This is a genomic window from Clostridium ragsdalei P11 (genome assembly GCF_001675165.1).
In the GTDB taxonomy this organism is placed as follows: Bacteria; Bacillota; Clostridia; order Clostridiales; family Clostridiaceae; genus Clostridium_B; species Clostridium_B ragsdalei.
The window spans coordinates 1-17398 of record NZ_LROS01000020.1; the positions used below are offsets into that span (position 1 = coordinate 1).

Genomic DNA, 17398 nt, shown 5'->3' on the forward strand with positions numbered 1-17398 from the left:
CCCACGTGTTACTCACCCGTCCGCCGCTAATCCACTCCCGAAGGAGCTTCATCGCTCGACTTGCATGTGTTAAGCACGCCGCCAGCGTTCGTCCTGAGCCAGGATCAAACTCTTAATTTAAAAGTTTGTATTGACTCTTCTTATTACGAAATTACTTTTTTAGCTGCTCTCGCAGCTCAAAAGAATTGCTGGTTTATTCTAAATAAGTTGTACTTATATCTTCCTCTGTTTAATTTTCAAGGATCATTTTGCCGCCTCACTTCGACAGCTTTTATAGTATATCATCTGAGTTTTAATCTGTCAACATATTTTTTTATTTCTTATAAAATATATAAAACATATTGGCTTAAATCTTTTTTCTCAAGACAACGAAGATTATTATACCACAGGTTAAAGTTCTATAATCCATAATAACTTAAAAATTTTAAGTTTATGTCACTAATACTTCTATATTCTATTTATTTCTACATTTTTTATATAAAGATACACATGGATATGTTTATGTAATTTATACTTACAAACTCCTGCTTTTAAAGACCAAACCTTACTTTTTTATTATTATCCTCTTGGATTAATCTTATTAAAAGTTAAATGATCTTGCCACTTTCCATTTATAAATATGTACTTTTCATTCAATCCAATTTCCTTAAACCCACAACTTAAAAGAACTTTCTGAGATCTTATATTATCTACTAATGTAGAAGCTTCTATTCTATGAAGGTCCATTTCATTAAAGGCATACTCAAGAGTTAATTTTAACGCCTCCTTCATATATCCCTTCCCCTGCTCATCTTCATCTATAGAATATCCTACAAATGCGCTTTTAAACACTCCCATAACTATATTAGATATCTGTATCTTTCCTATAAACGTTTTATCTTTATATATTCCAAGATTCACACTTTTGCCACTCAAAAATTCCCTGTAACTTTCAATTAAAATCCTCTTTTGAATATCTAAAGTATAAAAATTTTTTTCACGGTCAGGCTCAAATTTACTCAGATAATCTTTATTCTTTATATAATAATTTAGTACACTTTCTGCATTTTCTGGCGTTAGTACTGAAATATTTATCTTACTACCTTTTATATGTAATCCCCTATTAATGCTTATGTTTTTAAATTTATCTAGTTGTAATCCAAATAATATTTCATTCTTATATCCAGAATCAGACTTAATACTATTTGCTATTATACCTTCAAGTTCAAATCCTAGATCTGTAAATGCAGCTATATTTATATCTTCATCTGCTAATATATTTATTTTATTTAAATTAGCATTTTTAAAAAGTATTTCTATAAATATACTAAGTGAATTTTTAAGCAACCTGTAACTAGACTCCCCCCACTTATAAAATTTTATTCTAAGTATACAGCATTTATTTTTAGAGGAAATTTCAATTATGAATACCCGTCCTAAAGTTATGCCACAGTTATCCCTTATTATATATTCACTATTACTCCCACTAACTAAACTAATAGTTACAAGTTGTTCTTTAAGCATTTCTATCTCTCCCAATTAAATCAATACTATAGAAATTCCAATTTAAAAATTAATTCTTATATTTTTGTATATACTAATTTAAAATTAAACTTTCTTAATTAATTATAACATAAAAAATGGCTATTATTTTATCAGCAAAAATGCTTTTTCTTCCTTAATACTAGTTGTAATAATCTTTCCATTAAATAAAAGCTCCAACCTAACAGGCTGAAGCTTTATTTAATATTATCCTAATATTATAAAGTTAACTGGTCTATAGTGATTCTAATTGAAATTTTAACTTATACATAAAATATACTAACAAAATTCAAATGACACTTAAAAACCTTTTTTATAAATCTTAGTAAGGTATTTTAGAAAATCTTAGAAGCTTATATATGTCTGAGGTACGAGCTTATATAAACTTCTTTAGATTTTCTAAATATCGAACTTTAGATTTATAAAAAGTTTTTAGTGTGGTGAAATTTGTTAGTATAAGTAAATTTTCTACTTAAAACCATATATGATATTTACTTTAATTCATGAATGAATAAACCACTTCTAAGTTTAGGTTCAAACCAGGTGGACTTAGGAGGCATTACTTTTCCCGCATCAGCAATTCCCATTAAGTCATCTAATGTAGTTGGATACATGGAAAAAGCAACTCCTTCTCTCTCCTTGTCTACCCTTTTTTCCAATTCATTAAGTCCCCTTATCCCTCCTACAAAATCAATTCTAGGATTTGTACGCGGATCATCTATTCCAAGAATTGGGTTCAGCAAGTTATTTTGAAGGACAGAAGCATCTAGTTTTTCAACAACATCACAAGCATCATAAGTACCCTCTTTTGCTTCAATCTCATACCACTTTCCATTTAAATACATACCATACGTATGTTTCTTAGAAGGTCTATAAGGATCTTTACCTTCATATTCTTCCACATTAAACTTTTCTGAGATCTTATTCATATATTCATCACGGGTAAGGCCATTTAAATCTTTTACAACTCTGTTATAATCCATGATACTTAACTCTGAATCTGGGAAAAGTACAGACAGGAAGAAATTAAATTCTTCATCTCCCTTGTAATCTGGATTTTCCTTTCTTCTTTTAATACCAACTTTAACTGCAGAAGCTGTCCTGTGATGACCATCTGCTATATAAAGACTGTCTATATTATTAAACAACTGACAAATAGTATCTATTACCTTGTCATCATCTATAACCCATACAGTATTTGTAACGCCGTCCTCAGCTACAAAATCATAAACTGGTTTTTTTTCATTAGTCCACTTATCTACTATATTATTAATTTTTTCATTATATCTATATGTTAAAAAAATTGGTCCTGTATTTGCATCACAAGTATCAACATGATTTATTCTATCCTGTTCCTTGTCTTTTCTTGTAAATTCATGCTTTTTTATTTTATTATCAATATAATCATCTATGGAAGTACATCCTACTATACCTGTCTGCGCCTTCCCATTTCTAATCAGTCTATATATATATAGATTTTTCTTATTATCTTTTATAAGCAAGTTATTATTTATCATATTTTGCAAATTTTCATTTGCCTTTTCATATACTTTTTTATCATAAGGATCTATATTTGTATCTAAATCAATTTCAGCTTTATCTATATGCAAAAAAGAATATGCATTGTCTTTTGCCATTTCTCTTGCCTCTTCACTATTCATAACATCATAGGGAAGTGCAGCTATTTTACAAGCTACATCTTTCCTTGGTCTTATGGCTTTGAAGGCTTTTAAAGTTGCCATTTTAGTCCTCCTTATGCATTAACCAAATTTTTATCTAAACATTTTTCAACTATATCTACAATTTCCATTCCAATTCTCTTTTGAGCCTCACCTGTTGAACCACCTATATGAGGTGTTACTGATACTCTATCATTATTTAAGAGTTCTTCACATGGTTTAGGCTCATTTTCAAATACATCTAGTGCAGCTCCTGCTACCTTTCCTGTATTTAATGCCTTTGCTAGAACTTTTTCATCTATAACTCCGCCTCTTGCACAGTTTATTACGAAAACTCCATCTTTCATAATGTTGAATTCTTTTTCTCCTATTACAGCTCCCTGCTCTTTATTGAAAGGTATATGAACCGATATATAATCTGCCTTCTTTAACAAATCGTTGAGTTCACAGAATTCATAATTATTATATCCCTTTGCCATACCAAGAATGTCTGTATATATTATCCTCATTCCCATAGCAGCTGCTCTCTTTGCAACCTCTTTTGCAATTCTTCCAAATCCTATAAGCCCCAATGTTTTTCCATACAATTCTACGCCTTTATATTTCTTTTTCTCCCATTTTCCATCTCTCATAGTTACATTGGCTATATTAATATATCTTGATACTGCAAATATGTGGCCCATAGTAAGCTCTGCTACTGACACAGTACTAGCATTTGGAGTATTTCTAACTGTTATTCCGTTTTGAGTAGCATATTTTACATCTATATTATCTACTCCAACCCCACCTCTTATTATAAGTCTTAAATTACCTTTTTTAGCTTCATCTATAAGTGGTTTTCTTATTTTAGTAGCAGATCTAACTACTATTACATCAAATTCTTTTATTTTTTCTTTTAATTCATCTTCTTCAAAATGTTTGTCTACAACTTCATACCCATCTTCTATTAATTTATTTAAAGCTTCTTTTTCCATTCCATCACTAACTAATACTTTTATCATTTCCCTAGCCCCCTTAAAACTTATAATCCTAATATGTCATTAATATTTTCCAAAAGTTCTTTTATATCATCAAGAGTGCAATCAGCCATATGAGCTATTCTAAATGCTTTCCCTTTTAACTTTCCGTATCCATTTGATATCTGGAATCCTCTTTCACCCAACTTTTTATTAAGTTCTGCTACATCTATATCTCTAGTATTCTTTATATTAGTAAGAGTATTTGAAAGATATCTTTCATCTGCAAATAATTCAAAATATTTTTTAGCCCATTCTCTCACATATTTAGCCATTTCCAAATGTCTATTATATCTATTTTCAAGCCCCTCTTCTAAGATTCTATCCAATTGATAATCCATTGCAAACATATGTGAAAGGGATGGAGTAGATGGATATTGATAATCTTTCTTTTGTATATAATTATATATTGAAAGTAAATCCAAATAATATCCTCTAAACTTTACATTTTTTGCTCTTTCTACTGCTTTTTTTGAAAAAGAGCATATAGCCATTCCTGGAGGAAGTCCTAAAGCTTTCTGGCTCGATGTCAAACATATATCAATGCCAAGCTTATCTACTTCTATTTTAGTACCTCCCATGGAGCTAACTGTATCTACACACCATACTATATCTGGATATTTTTTTACTACTTCTGCTATTTCTTCTATTGGATTCATAACTCCTGTAGAAGTTTCATTATGAGTTATGCAAAGTGAATCATATTTACCTGTAGCTAAAGCTTTGTCTATTTCATTGACATCTGCTGCATTACCCCATTCTACTTCGTATAAATCTGCTGGTACGTTATTACATTCTGCGATTTGATGCCATCTTTTTCCGAAAGCTCCTATTGAAAAAACTGCTGCCCTCTTAGCTGTACTACATCTTATAGCACCTTCCAAAAGTCCTGTTCCAGATGATGTTGAAAGTAAAATTTCTTCCTTTGTATGAAATACTTTTCTCATTTTGTCACTAATGTCTCTTTGAAGCTTGGAAGCTTCTTTACTCCTATGTCCTATCATAGGTGTAGCCATTTTCTCTAATACATCTTCTCTAACTTCTACTGGTCCAGGAATAAATAATTTCTTATGCATGTTTTTACCTCCAAATAATTTTATTTAATTAATAATCTAATGTTATTTAACAGTTTAAAGTTCTACACTGATAAAGCGCGTGTTGTAAAAAATAAAAGCCAACCAGATCCCTTTAGGGACGATTGCCTCGCGTTGCCACCCTTGTTGGTTATAATAATATAACCCTCTCATTAAAATAACGGTTTTTCCGTATTATTCATCATAATAATTCTCCAAGGTGGATTCACAAAAGCATCGGTATCAGTTTACACCTTCCACTGACTCTCTACTACCTAACTTACGCTACTATTCTCTTCATAGAATAATATTAAATTTGAAATACTATTAGCAAAATATTTAACATATGAGAATTTATTATAAATAAAAAAGAACCAATCAAATCCCACATAGGGACGATTGGTTCGCGTTGCCACCCTTATTAGTTATATATATAATACAACTCTCTCATTAAAGTAACGGTTTTTCCGTATTATTCATCATAATAATTCTCCAAGGTGGATTCACAAAAGCATCGGTATCAGTTTACACCTTCCACTGACTCTCTATTACCTAACTTATGTTACTATTCTCTTCATAGAACAATATCAAATTTGCTAACGTTTGTCTTTCATTGGTATTATTATATAGTTTATATTTTTATATGTCAATACATATTTTTAAAATTAAAAAATAATTTTTTAATAACTATGTTTGATCTAAACTGGTTAAGACTTTGTCATAAAGATCTTTAATACATATACCATTTTGCAGGTTTCTGCAATTAGTACAGCTTTTGGTGTCAGAATTTCCTATGCCAGAATTAAATGAAATATCTTTTCTTTCATATCCCGGACAAGAATTAGCAATACCTACCATTTGCCCTATACTTCCCATTTTAGCTGCCCCCTTTCACTGTTAAATTTAATTCATACTTATCACTTGTTCAATTTTGTAAAGCAAATCTTTACTGCATTTGTTATTTACAAAATTCACACAATTACTGCAACTTCCTGAGATATAGCTTACCTGTAATCCCAGAATACTATTTTTAGATTCATATTCTTTACAATTTTCTGCAACAATTCTTTTATCTTGGGCTGAAATCATAAAACTCACTCCTGAAAAATATTGTATCTTTATTATTCCCAAGCTAAAAAATTTAATTCTAAAATAGCCTCCAACATTAGAATTGTTAGAAGCTATTTGTGTAATTCAGGATCAAAAGTTTATTTATTCAGATCTAATACCTGTATAATATCTTTTTGAGTTTGATCTATTTTCTTACCTCTATATCTTATTGCATTTATTGGACATATATGTATACATCTCAAACATAAAATACATTTGCTATGAAAAACTGCATGTCCATTTTCAAATGTTATATTACCTTGAGGACAATTTCTAAGGCATAATCCACATTTAACACAATCTTTAGTTGATGATATATTTCTAGATAATTTAGGTACCCTACCTTTGAACACGTTATTCAGTACTTTACTAAATTGAAGCCTTATTAAAGAATTAGATTCTTTTACAATCCTCCCCTTTATAAAACTTTCTACTATATTTGTAATCTTTTTATCAACAGAAACAAGCAAATTTTCTATTTCACTTTCATTATATTTTTTACCTATAAAGAAGTAAAAATTATTAGGCATTTTTATGCTAATCTGTATAGATGGTACATATCCTTTCTTCTTTAAACATCCTGCAACAAAACAAGAAGCTGAAGATGATGAAGCACCTTGTGTAGAATATACTATAACCCTTGTATTTTCTTTTGTATTATTCAGTCTATTTAAAAAATTTGTTACAATTTTAGGTGGTAATTTCCAATGGACAGGAAAGCCAATGATTATGAAATCATATTTTTTTATTTTCCTCTCTTCTAGAGATTGAATATATGCTAAGTCTATATCTACATTATAAAGCTGAAATTTTTCCTTAAACCTATCCGCCACCCACTTGGTATTTCCAGTACCGCTAAAATAATATAAAATACCTTTCATACTAATCTAATCCTTTATTTTTAAATAATTAAAATAAAAGTAGTTACTCCTCTCCCTATAATATACTGTAAATATTTATTCTGGTCTTCTATTTTTATATTTTTTCCTATGTTCATTCATAATTTGTCTTAAAATTTCAGCCGAAGTAGGAGGCGTAAAAGCTATAGCATTAGCTCCTGCAAGTATAGTTTCTCTTATATTTTCCTCTGTAGGTCCTCCTGTAGCTATTATTGGGAAATTAGGATATTGACTTCTAACTTTTTTAACTATTTTAGCAGTTTCCTCAGCTCCAGATACATTTATTATAGTAGCTCCTGCTTCTATTCTCTTTTGCACATCCTCGTATTCAGATACTATGGTTACTATTATTGGTATATCTATGCTATCTCTCATTTGTTCTATAACTTCATTAGATGTAGGACTATTTACAACAACTCCCATGGCACCTTTAAATTCTGCATCTAATGCTAAATTTAAAATTCTTTTGGCTGTTGAAATTCCGCTTCCAACCCCGCAAAAAACAGGTATATCTGCGGACAAAATAATTGCGTGTGTTATAAGAGGCTGCGGTGTAAACGGATATACAGCAATAACTGCATCTGCATCAGTATTTTTTATAATAGCTACATCCGTAGTAAATAAAAAAGACTTTAGCCTTTTTCCAAATATTCTTATTCCACTTGCTTCTCTAATAACTTCAGGTACTCTAATCATATGCTTTCTTTCAATTCCATCTACTTGTGGTATATATTTAGCCATGTTTTCCCCCTCCTTGTATTTAACTATCTGTTTGACAATTATTATCACATCTATAAGCTTTTTCTCCAATATAACCTAATTCCTTTAAAACCTTTCTAACTATTCTCTTTCCAATTTCATCCTCTTTCATTTCACATAGTGCATCTTCTATGTATCCCCAATTTACCCATTCCACTTCTGCAGATTTTTTTATATTTCCACCATCATACTTGGCCATAAAAGTAAGCATTATTATTTCCTTATTGTTATTTTTTACATATTCGCTTCCTAAATATTTCAAATCCTTTACCTTAAGTCCTGCTTCTTCAAATACTTCTCTATGCACAGTTTCTTCTACTGTTTCTCCATTTGTAACATATCCGGACAATAAAACCTTAGAATCTTTAAATATATAACTTTGTTTTAATAACAATATTTTATTTTCCTTTATTACAGCCACTATTACACAAGGTCTTGGAGTATCAAAATACATTATATCATCTTTAGGACAATAAGGTACTCCACCTTCATCCCAGCTGTATTTTTCTTCTAACTCTCCTCCACACATGGGACAATATTTAAATTTCATATACACACTGCTTCATAAAGCAGCTACACCTCCTTAACCTGAACAAATAAAATTTTCCAAAATTTATATATTAATTATACTATAAAATTAGCAAGTACATTATAAAATATATATTAAAATAATATTTTTTTATTTATAGGCATACTTTTATTTCATCTTTTAATATTATAAAATTTTCACCTAAAAAACAATCATAGGCAAGAATTTTTACCCCTTCTTTATCAGCATACCTAAGGTGCTCTCCAAACTTTTTATCAATTTCATCGTAAGGCTTGAAACACTTAATGCCTTCCATTTGAATTAAAAATAAAACTGCAGCCCCCATATTAGATTTTTTCACTTGGACTAATTCCAATAAATGTTTTCTTCCTCTTTCTGTAGGTGCGTCCGGAAACCTGGCAACTCCATTTTCTTCAAAAGTAACTCCTTTTACTTCAAGATAATATTCCTTATTATCTTTATCCAATAACTTAAAATCAAACCTGCTGTTTCCGAAAGTTTTTTCCCGCTCTATGTTTTTGCAATCTCTAAAATAACTTATTTTGTTCATTTTTAGCGCTTCATCTACAATTCTATTTGGAATTTGAGAATCTATATTTATTAATCTTGTTCCTTTGTAGGCAGCTATTAAATCATATTTTGTCTTTCTATTTGGGTTATTTTCCTCTCTTAAAATTACTGTAGCTCCAGGTATAAGAATTTCCCTACACCTTCCTGTATTAGGTACATGAATCATTAATTGCACACCATCTATATTTACATAGGCTTGAAATCTATTAGGTCTGCTAATAAATCTAGCCTTTACTATTTGTTTGTTAAATATCAATATACCATCTCCAATAAAGCCAAGTTTATGTTAATCAAAATAAAACCACCCTTTTAAAAAATAAAAAGTGGTTTATTAATAAGAATTTTAGAGAAATAGTTTAAATATTATAAGAAATATCACTCCTGGTATTCCAAAAAATCCTGCAATAAGTGCTGTAATTGCATTAATACCTATACTAAACGAAAAGTATTGTCCTATTAAATTAACTATAACTAGCAGTACTACACCAAGTACAGCATTTATAATAAGTTTAAATAAAATTTTTAAAGGCCATGAAAATACTTTTACTAACACATAAAGTCCTAATATGGCAATTAAAAAATATCCTATATACTGAAACATATCGCTTGTTAACATATTGCTTATTCCTCCTCATTTTTCTTATAGTAAAACATTTAAATAAAAAACTTAATATAAATACTATATAATTTATATTCTAACAATTAAAAAATATTAATAAAAGGAATAAGCTAAAAATTTTTGTTTAAGATGATTTTTTATTTTCCTTTAAATTAGGAAACATACTATTGTAATTCAAATCTATTCCATTTTTCTTTACTTCATTTAATAAATACATATATTTTGATTTTGCTGCCTCTTCCATATATATAGCGTAATCAACCAAATGTGGATCTTTCACGGTATCAAAGTATATATCACATCTTTCCAACTCTTCCCTAGCTTCATTTATATCATTTAATAATCTTTTTTGATTTTTTGTGTATTTCGAATTTTTTGCCAACAAATATTTGATTATATTATACTTGTTCATAAAATCAGAATCCTCCTAAATTATATGTTATCTTAATAATTGACATAAACTGGCGTCAATATACATTATTAAAGAATCCTGATTTAAACGCATTATAATTTACTTTATATCTCCACTCTACCTTCTAGTGCTTTTGACAGAGTGATTTCATCTGCATATTCTAAATTTCCACCAACAGGAATACCATGGGCTATTCTAGTTACCTTCACTCCAAGGTGTTTCAATATTTTAGATATATACATAGCTGTAGCTTCTCCTTCTACATTTGGGTTAGTTGCAACTATGACTTCTTTTACATTCCCATTAATTCTTGTTATAAGTTCCTTAAGCTTTATATCATTAGGCCCTCTTCCTGCCATAGGTGATATATTGCCGTGCAACACATGATAAACACCATTGTACTCTTTAATTCTTTCCATAGCCATTATATCCTTAGGCTGTTCTACTACACATATTACGCTCTTATCTCTATTTGGATTTGAACATATAGCACAGGGATCTGAATCTGTAAAATTTCCACAAACAGAGCAGTATCTTATAGTACCTCTTGCATTAACTAAAGCTTTTGCAAACTCCTTTACTTCATCACCCGGTAAATTCAATATATAAAGGGTAAGTCTTTGAGCTGTTTTATAGCCTATTCCCGGTAACTTCGCAAACTCTTCTATTAATTTTTCAATAGCTGCAGGATAAAAATCCATAGTATCACCTCAATTTAAAACCCCATCAATAAGATGGGGTCCATAATCTTAAAACATTCCTGGTATATTAAGTCCACCAGTTACTTTTTGCATTTCAGAAGCAGTCTCCTTTTCTGCATTCTTAAGTGCCTCATTACATGCAGCTAAAATTAAATCTTGAAGCATTTCTACATCTTCTGGATCTACAACTTCTGGTTTAATTTTTATATCTACTATTTCTTTTTTACCATTTACTGATACAGTAACTGCTCCACCGCCAGCAGTAGCAGAAAACTCTTTATTTTGAAGTTCTGATTGCATAGTCTCCATTTGTTTTTGAAGTTTCTGGGCTTGCTTCATTAAATTATTCATATTTCCGCCGCCACCAAAATTAGGTATTCCGCCTCTTGCCATAGTATATTTCCTCCTCAATTAACTAATTTATATTTAATTATACCATATTTTTATCAAATTTTATCTAAGGTTATTTTACATTTATTCATCAAATATTTCTACTATATCCTCCCCAAAGGTATCCCTTAATAATTTCTCCTTGGATACAGATACATCCTCCACTTCGTCTTCTATAATGTATCTAATCATAACTTTTTCCTTCAACACTTCTGAAAAAACCTGTTCAACTATTTTTCTATTTTCATTCTTTTCCAGCCTCTGTTTATGGAAAGCATATTCTTTACCATACTCTATAGTTATTATACCTTTTTCACATTTAACTACTTTTCCTGTGGTAAGTGCTGCAAATAAAACCATTTGATGCTTACTTTTAAGTGATTCAAGTATATCTTTCCAGCTTTTTTTAACTATATCTAGTGTTATCTTTGAATATATATTTTCTTTATTTGCTGTCTGTGCTTCGTCATTTGATGAATTATTTTTTATCTTATGTTCTTCAGTACTACTTTCTCTATAGGTATCTACTATTTTTTTAGGTACAGTTTCTTTTTCCACCTTGGCATTAATCTTTTCATTTGATACTTTAATTTTTCCTTGCCTGAAGGCTTCTTCCAATCTATTTAATCTTGCAAGTATTACTTCCTTTGACGTATCATACTCTATTTTACACATCTTTATAGCTGAAAGTTCTAAATAAATTCTGCTTTGTTTAGTCCATTTAGATTGTTCCTGGGCATCTTGAAGTATTCTTATATCTCTCATTATTTCTTCTACACGTATTTTCTGTGCTTGATCTTTTAAAAGATTTATATTTTCTTCTGACATATCAAGTACATCTTCTGGATTATTAGACACCTTTACCATTAAAAGATTTCTTAGATGAATTATCATATCCTTAATAAAGTTAAATATATCTTTTCCACTTAGAACTATATCATCAATTACTCTCATCGAAGATTCTACGTTCTTTTCTATTATGCTGTCTGTAAGTCTTAATAAATTCTCATTAGTAACTAGACCTAACATGTTAACTACATCATCATATTCAACTTTACCATTTCCCATAGATATTGCCTGATCCAATATACTAAGTGCGTCCCTCATGGCTCCATCGCATATTCTGGCTATTAAATTTAGACTTCTGTCATCTGCAAAAATTCCCTGTTCACTAACTATGCATCTTAATCTATTAAATATCTCTGAACTTTTTATTCTTCTGAAATCAAACTTTTGACATCTGGAAAGTATAGTAACAGGCAATTTCTGAGGATCAGTAGTAGCAAGAATAAATATTACGTTTAGAGGTGGCTCTTCTAAAGTCTTTAAAAATGCGTTTACTGCTTCTTGAGTAAGCATATGAACTTCGTCCATTATATAAACTTTGTATTTACCCTCCTGAGGAGGATATTTTACATTTTCTATTACATCTTTAATGTCTTCCAATCTTCTTTTGGAAGCAGCATCCATTTCAATTACATCTATTGAAATACCTGCATTTATTTTTTTGCACATCTCACATTCATTACAAGGTTCTCCATCTTGAAGGTTCAAACAATTTACCGCTTTTGCCAGTATCTTCGCCGTAGAAGTCTTTCCAGTACCCCTTGTTCCAGAAAATAAGTATGCATGGGCTATTCTATGGTTTAATATTTGATTTTTCAATGTAACTGTTATATGATCTTGACCTACAACATCTGAAAAAGTTTTAGGTCTCCATTCTCTATATAATGCAGTATAAGGCATATTATCACCTTCCCTCATATATTATAACCTATCTTTAATCGTATAACAAAAAAGATACCTTATGGTATCTTTTAATTTTCAGTCATTATTAAAGTCGTGCACCTTGCTTCGTCTAGTAAACTATAAGCGTTACCCATGCAGTTAACTCAAACCAGGTTTATCCACGGCACACGAAAATATTCACTTACCGCTGCTTCCTTCCGGACCTGACGGGGTTCATGAGTTTCCGTTGCGTGGGATCCAGTTCTCAACGCCACTTTTATGGGCCAGACCTCACATTTTACAGCCTAAGCTAGGAATTCAACCCTGCTATAGCGGATTGCAGGTTACAGGGCACCGCTAACTCCCCATCTAGCACGACAAAGTTAAAATGGCGGAGAGAGGGGGATTCGAACCCCCGGTAGAGTTTCCCCTACACACGCTTTCCAGGCGTGCTCCTTCAACCACTCGGACATCTCTCCACAGGTTTACTCATGAAATAAATTTATATTAAGTTTTGTGGTTCAGAAACTACCACAACAATCAGTATTATACTATGAATATAATAATATTTCAACACTTTTTATAAAAAAATTTATATGTAAATATCTGCCTATGGTTTGATTGGGAACAAACTGAAAAAGTATGATATTACACATATCATTTAATTAACAAGAATAAATCATATTTATCGTATCTGCATATTGGTATCATTCGGCTGTCCGTATATAATATTATTATGAACCAGAAAGGACGGATGATTATGGATTATATTTCTACCCCAGAGGCGGCTAAAAAATGGGACATTTCAGAGCGGAGAGTACAAAAACTTTGTGAGGAAAACCGCATACCAGGCGTTTCAAAACTTGGCTATATGTGGCTGATACCAAAAGACGCAGAAAAGCCAATTGACGGCAGAACAGAGAGGGGAAAAGAGCTCCAATATGAATAATGTTTTGATTATAGACGATGACAAAGAGCTTTGCGCTCTTATGAAAAAGTGTGTAGAACAAGAGAATTTATCTGCTATTATTGCACATGGCGGTGTAGAGGGACTACGTCTAGCTGACGAAAATAAAAATAGCTGCTCCCTTGTAATATTGGACGTAATGATGCCGGATATAGACGGTTTTCAAGTTCTCAAAAAAATTAGGGAAACAAGTAATATGCCGGTGCTTATGCTCACTGCTAAAAGTGATGAGGATGATAAGGTTTCCGGGCTACGGCTAGGTGCTGACGACTACCTAACAAAACCGTTCAGCATTAACGAACTAATGGCTCGTGTAAATTCCCTTATTCGCCGCTACACTACCTTGAACTCGACTTTTATAACTGACACTGATTATATAATGTTAAAGGGCATGGTGATTGATAAAGCAAATCGCATGGTTTCTGTTAATGACATTCCAGTTGAGCTTACAAGCAAAGAATTTGATTTACTTTCATTTCTGGCTTCCAATAAGGGACGGGTGTTTACCAAAAAACAGATTTATATGCAGGTATGGGAAGAAGAATATGCTTACGATGATAATAACATTATGTCTTTTATCAGTAAATTGCGAAAAAAGATTGAGCCGGACCCAGAGCATCTATTTTACATTTTGACCGTCCGGGGTGTGGGCTATCGTTTTAATAAGGAGGCTTGACATGAATATAAGTGTTTATCTGCTTTTTGCGTTGGTTTTTACCCTGCTTATTATAGCATACCTTGTTTCTATCTTATGGCGAGTTCGAACACAGCTTACACTTATAAAAGACGCTTTAGAAGATATAAAAAATGGAAACCTTAATCGACGTGTTTTAGCAAGAGAAAGCGATATGACAATGCAAATTTGTTATGGCATTAACGAAATTGCACTAAGTAGCCAAGCACGTCTTATTCAGCAAAAACAATCAGAGCAGGCATACAAACGCCTAATGACAAGTCTTTCCCATGATGTGAAAACGCCACTTGCTTCTTTGGTTGGTTATTTGGAAGCAATCGAAAGTAAAATTGTTGTAGGAGAAGAAAAGGATGAATATATCCATGTTGCGTCTGATAAAGCCCATCATTTAAAACATTTTGTAGAAAATCTGTTTGAATGGGTTAAATTAGATTCTGGTGAACAGGTTTTTCATTTTGAGACTTTTGATTTGAATGAATTGTCCCGCAATATTATAGCTGATTGGTTTCTTATTTTAGAAAACAGCCATTTTGAATATGAATTTGATATACCTGAAACAGAGTATTTCATGTCCATAGATGCAAACGCATATACCCGTATTCTCAATAATCTATTACAAAATGTTATTACCCACAGCGAGGGTGATAAAATGACGCTGCGTATTGTTGAAAATAAACAACAAGCAAAAATTGTAATAATAGATAACGGGAAAGGTATATCTTCTGATAATCTCCCTCATATTTTTGAAAGAATGTACCAATGCGACCATTCACGTACTGCAAAAGGAAATGGTTTAGGCTTGGCCATCACAAAGGAACTTATCAGCCTTCACAAAGGAACTATTACCGCCGACAGCACTCCAGGTATAGGAACCGTATTTACAATATTACTTCCTAAAGCCCTATAAAAATGTGGGGCTTTCTTGCTGCTAAAACAAGATAAAAGCAAGGTTACGGCAAGGTTAATGTTTTATACTTTTAATTGTGATTGCTTCTGACATTATATTGGTTATTACATTGTAAAAGCAAAGTTATTGAAAGTGAGGAAATTTTATATGAATGATTTTGTTATTGAAACAAAACAACTGACAAAAATTTATGGAAAGCAGACAGCAGTTAGCACAGTCAATCTTCATGTAAAAAGAGGCCAGATTTACGGTCTGTTAGGGCGCAACGGAGCTGGAAAAACCACTATTATGAAAATGATTTTAGGGTTGACTCCAATCACTTCTGGCGAGGTAAATGTATTCGGACAGAATATCAAAGGTCGGGGAAAACGAGTATATCCTCGTATCGGTGCTATTATCGAAACACCAGGGTTTTATCCAAATTTGACAGGAACGGAAAACTTGGAGATTTTTGCGAAACTGCGTGGCACAGCATCCCCACATGCAGTTGAAAATACATTGAAAGTAGTAGGATTACCTTATAAAGACAAAAAGCTGTTTAGTAAGTATTCCCTTGGAATGAAGCAGCGTCTTGGTATTACCAATGCTATTTTGCATGACCCGGAACTGCTGATTTTGGACGAGCCTACAAACGGTCTTGACCCTATCGGCATTGCAGAAGTAAGAGATTTTATTAAAAATTTGAGCGTTGAGCGTGGAAAGACAATTCTTATTTCCAGCCATATTCTCTCGGAAATCTCATTGCTTGCGGATGATATTGGAATTATCGACCACGGTGTTCTATTGGAAGAAAGTAGCATGGAGGAACTTAAACGAAAAAGCGGTAAGTATATTATACTTCAAGTTTCTGATGTTTCTAAAGCGACCTTAATTTTGGAACGTCAATTGGGCTTGAAAGAATATTCTGTGCAAGATGATCATACGTTGAAACTCTATGATACCTCTCTGGATATGGCGTGTGTCAATAAGGCACTTATGTTGAAGGAGGTGTCGGTTATCAGTTCAGGGCTTTGCAATGATACTTTAGAGGACTATTTCAGAAAAATTACAGGAGGAGATGGCATTGCTTAAACTTATTCAAATAGAATTTCTTAAACTACGATGTAGAAAATTTGTGTGGATTATGATGTTGTCAGCTCTCATAATGCCATTTCTAGCATTCTTATTATCCAAATATGTATGGAAAACAGGTGTTGAACCAATACAGTTTTATAAATGGTCCGCATTCGGTTATACGTCTTTTATTATCTTGCCTGTTGTTTTGGGAATGCTTTGCACCATACTTATGCGTGAAGAAAATCAGTATGATATGCTCAAACAACTTTGGATTGTGACTGTCAGCAAAATGGGATACTTATTCAGTAAATTTTTTGTGGTTTTGATTTACTCCATTTGTTTCATGCTGATTACAGCCGTCACTTCCGTTGTATTCAGTGTAGTTCCCGGATATGTAGCATTTGAATGGGGAAGCGTTTTATATTTGCTGGAAAAATGCTTGGAGTATGGTGTTCTTACTGCGTTTGTAATGCTGCCGATTTTAGCAATCGCTGCGGCACAAAAAGGATATATTCTTCCGGTTTGTATCACATTGGTGTATGCCTTTTCCGGTTTTATCTTAATGACGGTAAATATGTATTTACACCCCTTATCCAGCATGGAAGTTATCATCATGCGAAATGGAGATATTCCGGGTGTTGCATTTACACAAGCAATCAACATTCCTTTAGCATTTCTTTGTATTTGCGTTTGGGATATTATTTCAGTATTACTTGCAAATATTACATTGGGAAGAAGAAGGTGAGG

Annotated in this window: 20 protein-coding genes, 1 tRNA gene, 1 rRNA gene, 1 other RNA gene and 2 other annotated features; of the genes, 5 read left to right on the plus strand and 18 right to left on the minus strand. The window is 31.8% G+C overall.

What is annotated here, in order from left to right; all coding sequences use genetic code 11:
- From CLRAG_RS09650 to CLRAG_RS09735, 18 genes are all read right to left on the minus strand, one after another.
- Positions 1 to 120 (minus strand): 16S ribosomal RNA (locus CLRAG_RS09650); the annotation flags it as partial.
- A 438-nt stretch (positions 121 to 558) separates the two neighbouring features.
- Positions 559 to 1503: a GNAT family N-acetyltransferase gene (locus tag CLRAG_RS09655; protein ID WP_065078254.1), complete on the minus strand. Its 945-nt coding sequence runs from the start codon at positions 1501 to 1503 to the stop codon at positions 559 to 561.
- A 509-nt stretch (positions 1504 to 2012) separates the two neighbouring features.
- Positions 2013 to 3263 carry a DUF1015 domain-containing protein gene (locus CLRAG_RS09660; protein WP_065078255.1) on the minus strand — a complete coding sequence of 417 codons (1251 nt, stop codon included), beginning with the start codon at positions 3261 to 3263 and terminating at the stop codon, positions 2013 to 2015.
- A gap of 11 nt (positions 3264 to 3274) precedes the next feature.
- Positions 3275 to 4201 carry a D-2-hydroxyacid dehydrogenase gene (locus CLRAG_RS09665; RefSeq protein WP_065078256.1) on the minus strand — a complete coding sequence of 309 codons (927 nt, stop codon included), beginning with the start codon at positions 4199 to 4201 and terminating at the stop codon, positions 3275 to 3277.
- 20 nt (positions 4202 to 4221) lie between these two features.
- Positions 4222 to 5292: a pyridoxal-phosphate-dependent aminotransferase family protein gene (locus CLRAG_RS09670; RefSeq protein WP_065078257.1), complete on the minus strand. Its 1071-nt coding sequence runs from the start codon at positions 5290 to 5292 to the stop codon at positions 4222 to 4224.
- Between the two features lie 111 nt (positions 5293 to 5403).
- Positions 5404 to 5599 (minus strand) — a binding site (T-box leader).
- 78 nt (positions 5600 to 5677) lie between these two features.
- Positions 5678 to 5876 (minus strand) — a binding site (T-box leader).
- A gap of 100 nt (positions 5877 to 5976) precedes the next feature.
- A complete protein-coding gene (locus tag CLRAG_RS09675; protein WP_065078258.1) occupies positions 5977 to 6165 on the minus strand; it encodes a hypothetical protein in 189 nt (62 codons plus the stop codon).
- Between the two features lie 27 nt (positions 6166 to 6192).
- On the minus strand, positions 6193 to 6378 hold the full coding sequence (locus CLRAG_RS09680; protein ID WP_013236796.1) for a hypothetical protein: 186 nt from the start codon (positions 6376 to 6378) through the stop codon (positions 6193 to 6195).
- A 119-nt stretch (positions 6379 to 6497) separates the two neighbouring features.
- Positions 6498 to 7280, minus strand: coding sequence for an EFR1 family ferrodoxin (locus CLRAG_RS09685; RefSeq protein WP_065078259.1), 783 nt, complete (start codon positions 7278 to 7280; stop codon positions 6498 to 6500).
- 75 nt (positions 7281 to 7355) lie between these two features.
- Entirely contained in the window at positions 7356 to 8039 is a 684-nt protein-coding gene (locus CLRAG_RS09690) for a beta/alpha barrel domain-containing protein (protein ID WP_065078260.1), read from the minus strand.
- A 19-nt stretch (positions 8040 to 8058) separates the two neighbouring features.
- A complete protein-coding gene (locus CLRAG_RS09695; RefSeq protein WP_065078261.1) occupies positions 8059 to 8607 on the minus strand; it encodes an NAD(+) diphosphatase in 549 nt (182 codons plus the stop codon).
- A 133-nt stretch (positions 8608 to 8740) separates the two neighbouring features.
- Positions 8741 to 9433: a DNA/RNA nuclease SfsA gene (gene sfsA, locus CLRAG_RS09700; protein WP_065078262.1), complete on the minus strand. Its 693-nt coding sequence runs from the start codon at positions 9431 to 9433 to the stop codon at positions 8741 to 8743.
- Between the two features lie 87 nt (positions 9434 to 9520).
- Entirely contained in the window at positions 9521 to 9778 is a 258-nt protein-coding gene (locus CLRAG_RS09705) for a pro-sigmaK processing inhibitor BofA family protein (protein WP_065078303.1), read from the minus strand.
- Between the two features lie 142 nt (positions 9779 to 9920).
- Positions 9921 to 10208, minus strand: coding sequence for a DUF2508 family protein (locus CLRAG_RS09710; RefSeq protein ID WP_065078263.1), 288 nt, complete (start codon positions 10206 to 10208; stop codon positions 9921 to 9923).
- 104 nt (positions 10209 to 10312) lie between these two features.
- On the minus strand, positions 10313 to 10909 hold the full coding sequence (gene recR / locus CLRAG_RS09715) for a recombination mediator RecR (RefSeq protein ID WP_013236789.1): 597 nt from the start codon (positions 10907 to 10909) through the stop codon (positions 10313 to 10315).
- A gap of 48 nt (positions 10910 to 10957) precedes the next feature.
- A complete protein-coding gene (locus CLRAG_RS09720; RefSeq protein WP_013236788.1) occupies positions 10958 to 11302 on the minus strand; it encodes a YbaB/EbfC family nucleoid-associated protein in 345 nt (114 codons plus the stop codon).
- 81 nt (positions 11303 to 11383) lie between these two features.
- On the minus strand, positions 11384 to 13045 hold the full coding sequence (gene dnaX / locus CLRAG_RS09725; protein ID WP_065078264.1) for a DNA polymerase III subunit gamma/tau: 1662 nt from the start codon (positions 13043 to 13045) through the stop codon (positions 11384 to 11386).
- A gap of 94 nt (positions 13046 to 13139) precedes the next feature.
- Positions 13140 to 13405: signal recognition particle sRNA large type (gene ffs / locus CLRAG_RS09730), an RNA gene on the minus strand.
- Positions 13406 to 13416: 11 nt separating this feature from the next.
- Positions 13417 to 13506: transfer RNA gene (locus CLRAG_RS09735), tRNA-Ser, on the minus strand.
- A gap of 281 nt (positions 13507 to 13787) precedes the next feature.
- On the opposite strand from CLRAG_RS09735, the gene CLRAG_RS09740 reads away from it, so the two are divergent.
- The 5 genes from CLRAG_RS09740 (at position 13788) to CLRAG_RS09760 (ending at position 17396) form a co-directional block, all read left to right on the plus strand.
- The gene (locus CLRAG_RS09740) at positions 13788 to 13976 is read left to right on the plus strand and encodes a helix-turn-helix domain-containing protein (protein ID WP_065078265.1); all 189 of its coding nucleotides are present in this window, start codon (positions 13788 to 13790) and stop codon (positions 13974 to 13976) included.
- Positions 13969 to 14670 (plus strand): response regulator transcription factor, encoded by a 702-nt coding sequence (locus CLRAG_RS09745; protein WP_065078266.1) that lies wholly within the window; start codon positions 13969 to 13971, stop codon positions 14668 to 14670. Before CLRAG_RS09740 ends, CLRAG_RS09745 begins: the two co-directional genes overlap by 8 nt.
- Before the next feature lies 1 nt (position 14671).
- The gene (locus CLRAG_RS09750; protein WP_065078267.1) at positions 14672 to 15595 is read left to right on the plus strand and encodes a sensor histidine kinase; all 924 of its coding nucleotides are present in this window, start codon (positions 14672 to 14674) and stop codon (positions 15593 to 15595) included.
- Between the two features lie 147 nt (positions 15596 to 15742).
- Positions 15743 to 16666, plus strand: coding sequence for an ABC transporter ATP-binding protein (locus tag CLRAG_RS09755; RefSeq protein WP_065078268.1), 924 nt, complete (start codon positions 15743 to 15745; stop codon positions 16664 to 16666).
- Complete coding sequence (locus CLRAG_RS09760; RefSeq protein WP_476695875.1) at positions 16653 to 17396, plus strand: ABC transporter permease; 744 nt, start codon at positions 16653 to 16655, stop codon at positions 17394 to 17396. Before CLRAG_RS09755 ends, CLRAG_RS09760 begins: the two co-directional genes overlap by 14 nt.
- Positions 17397 to 17398 lie beyond the last annotated feature (2 nt).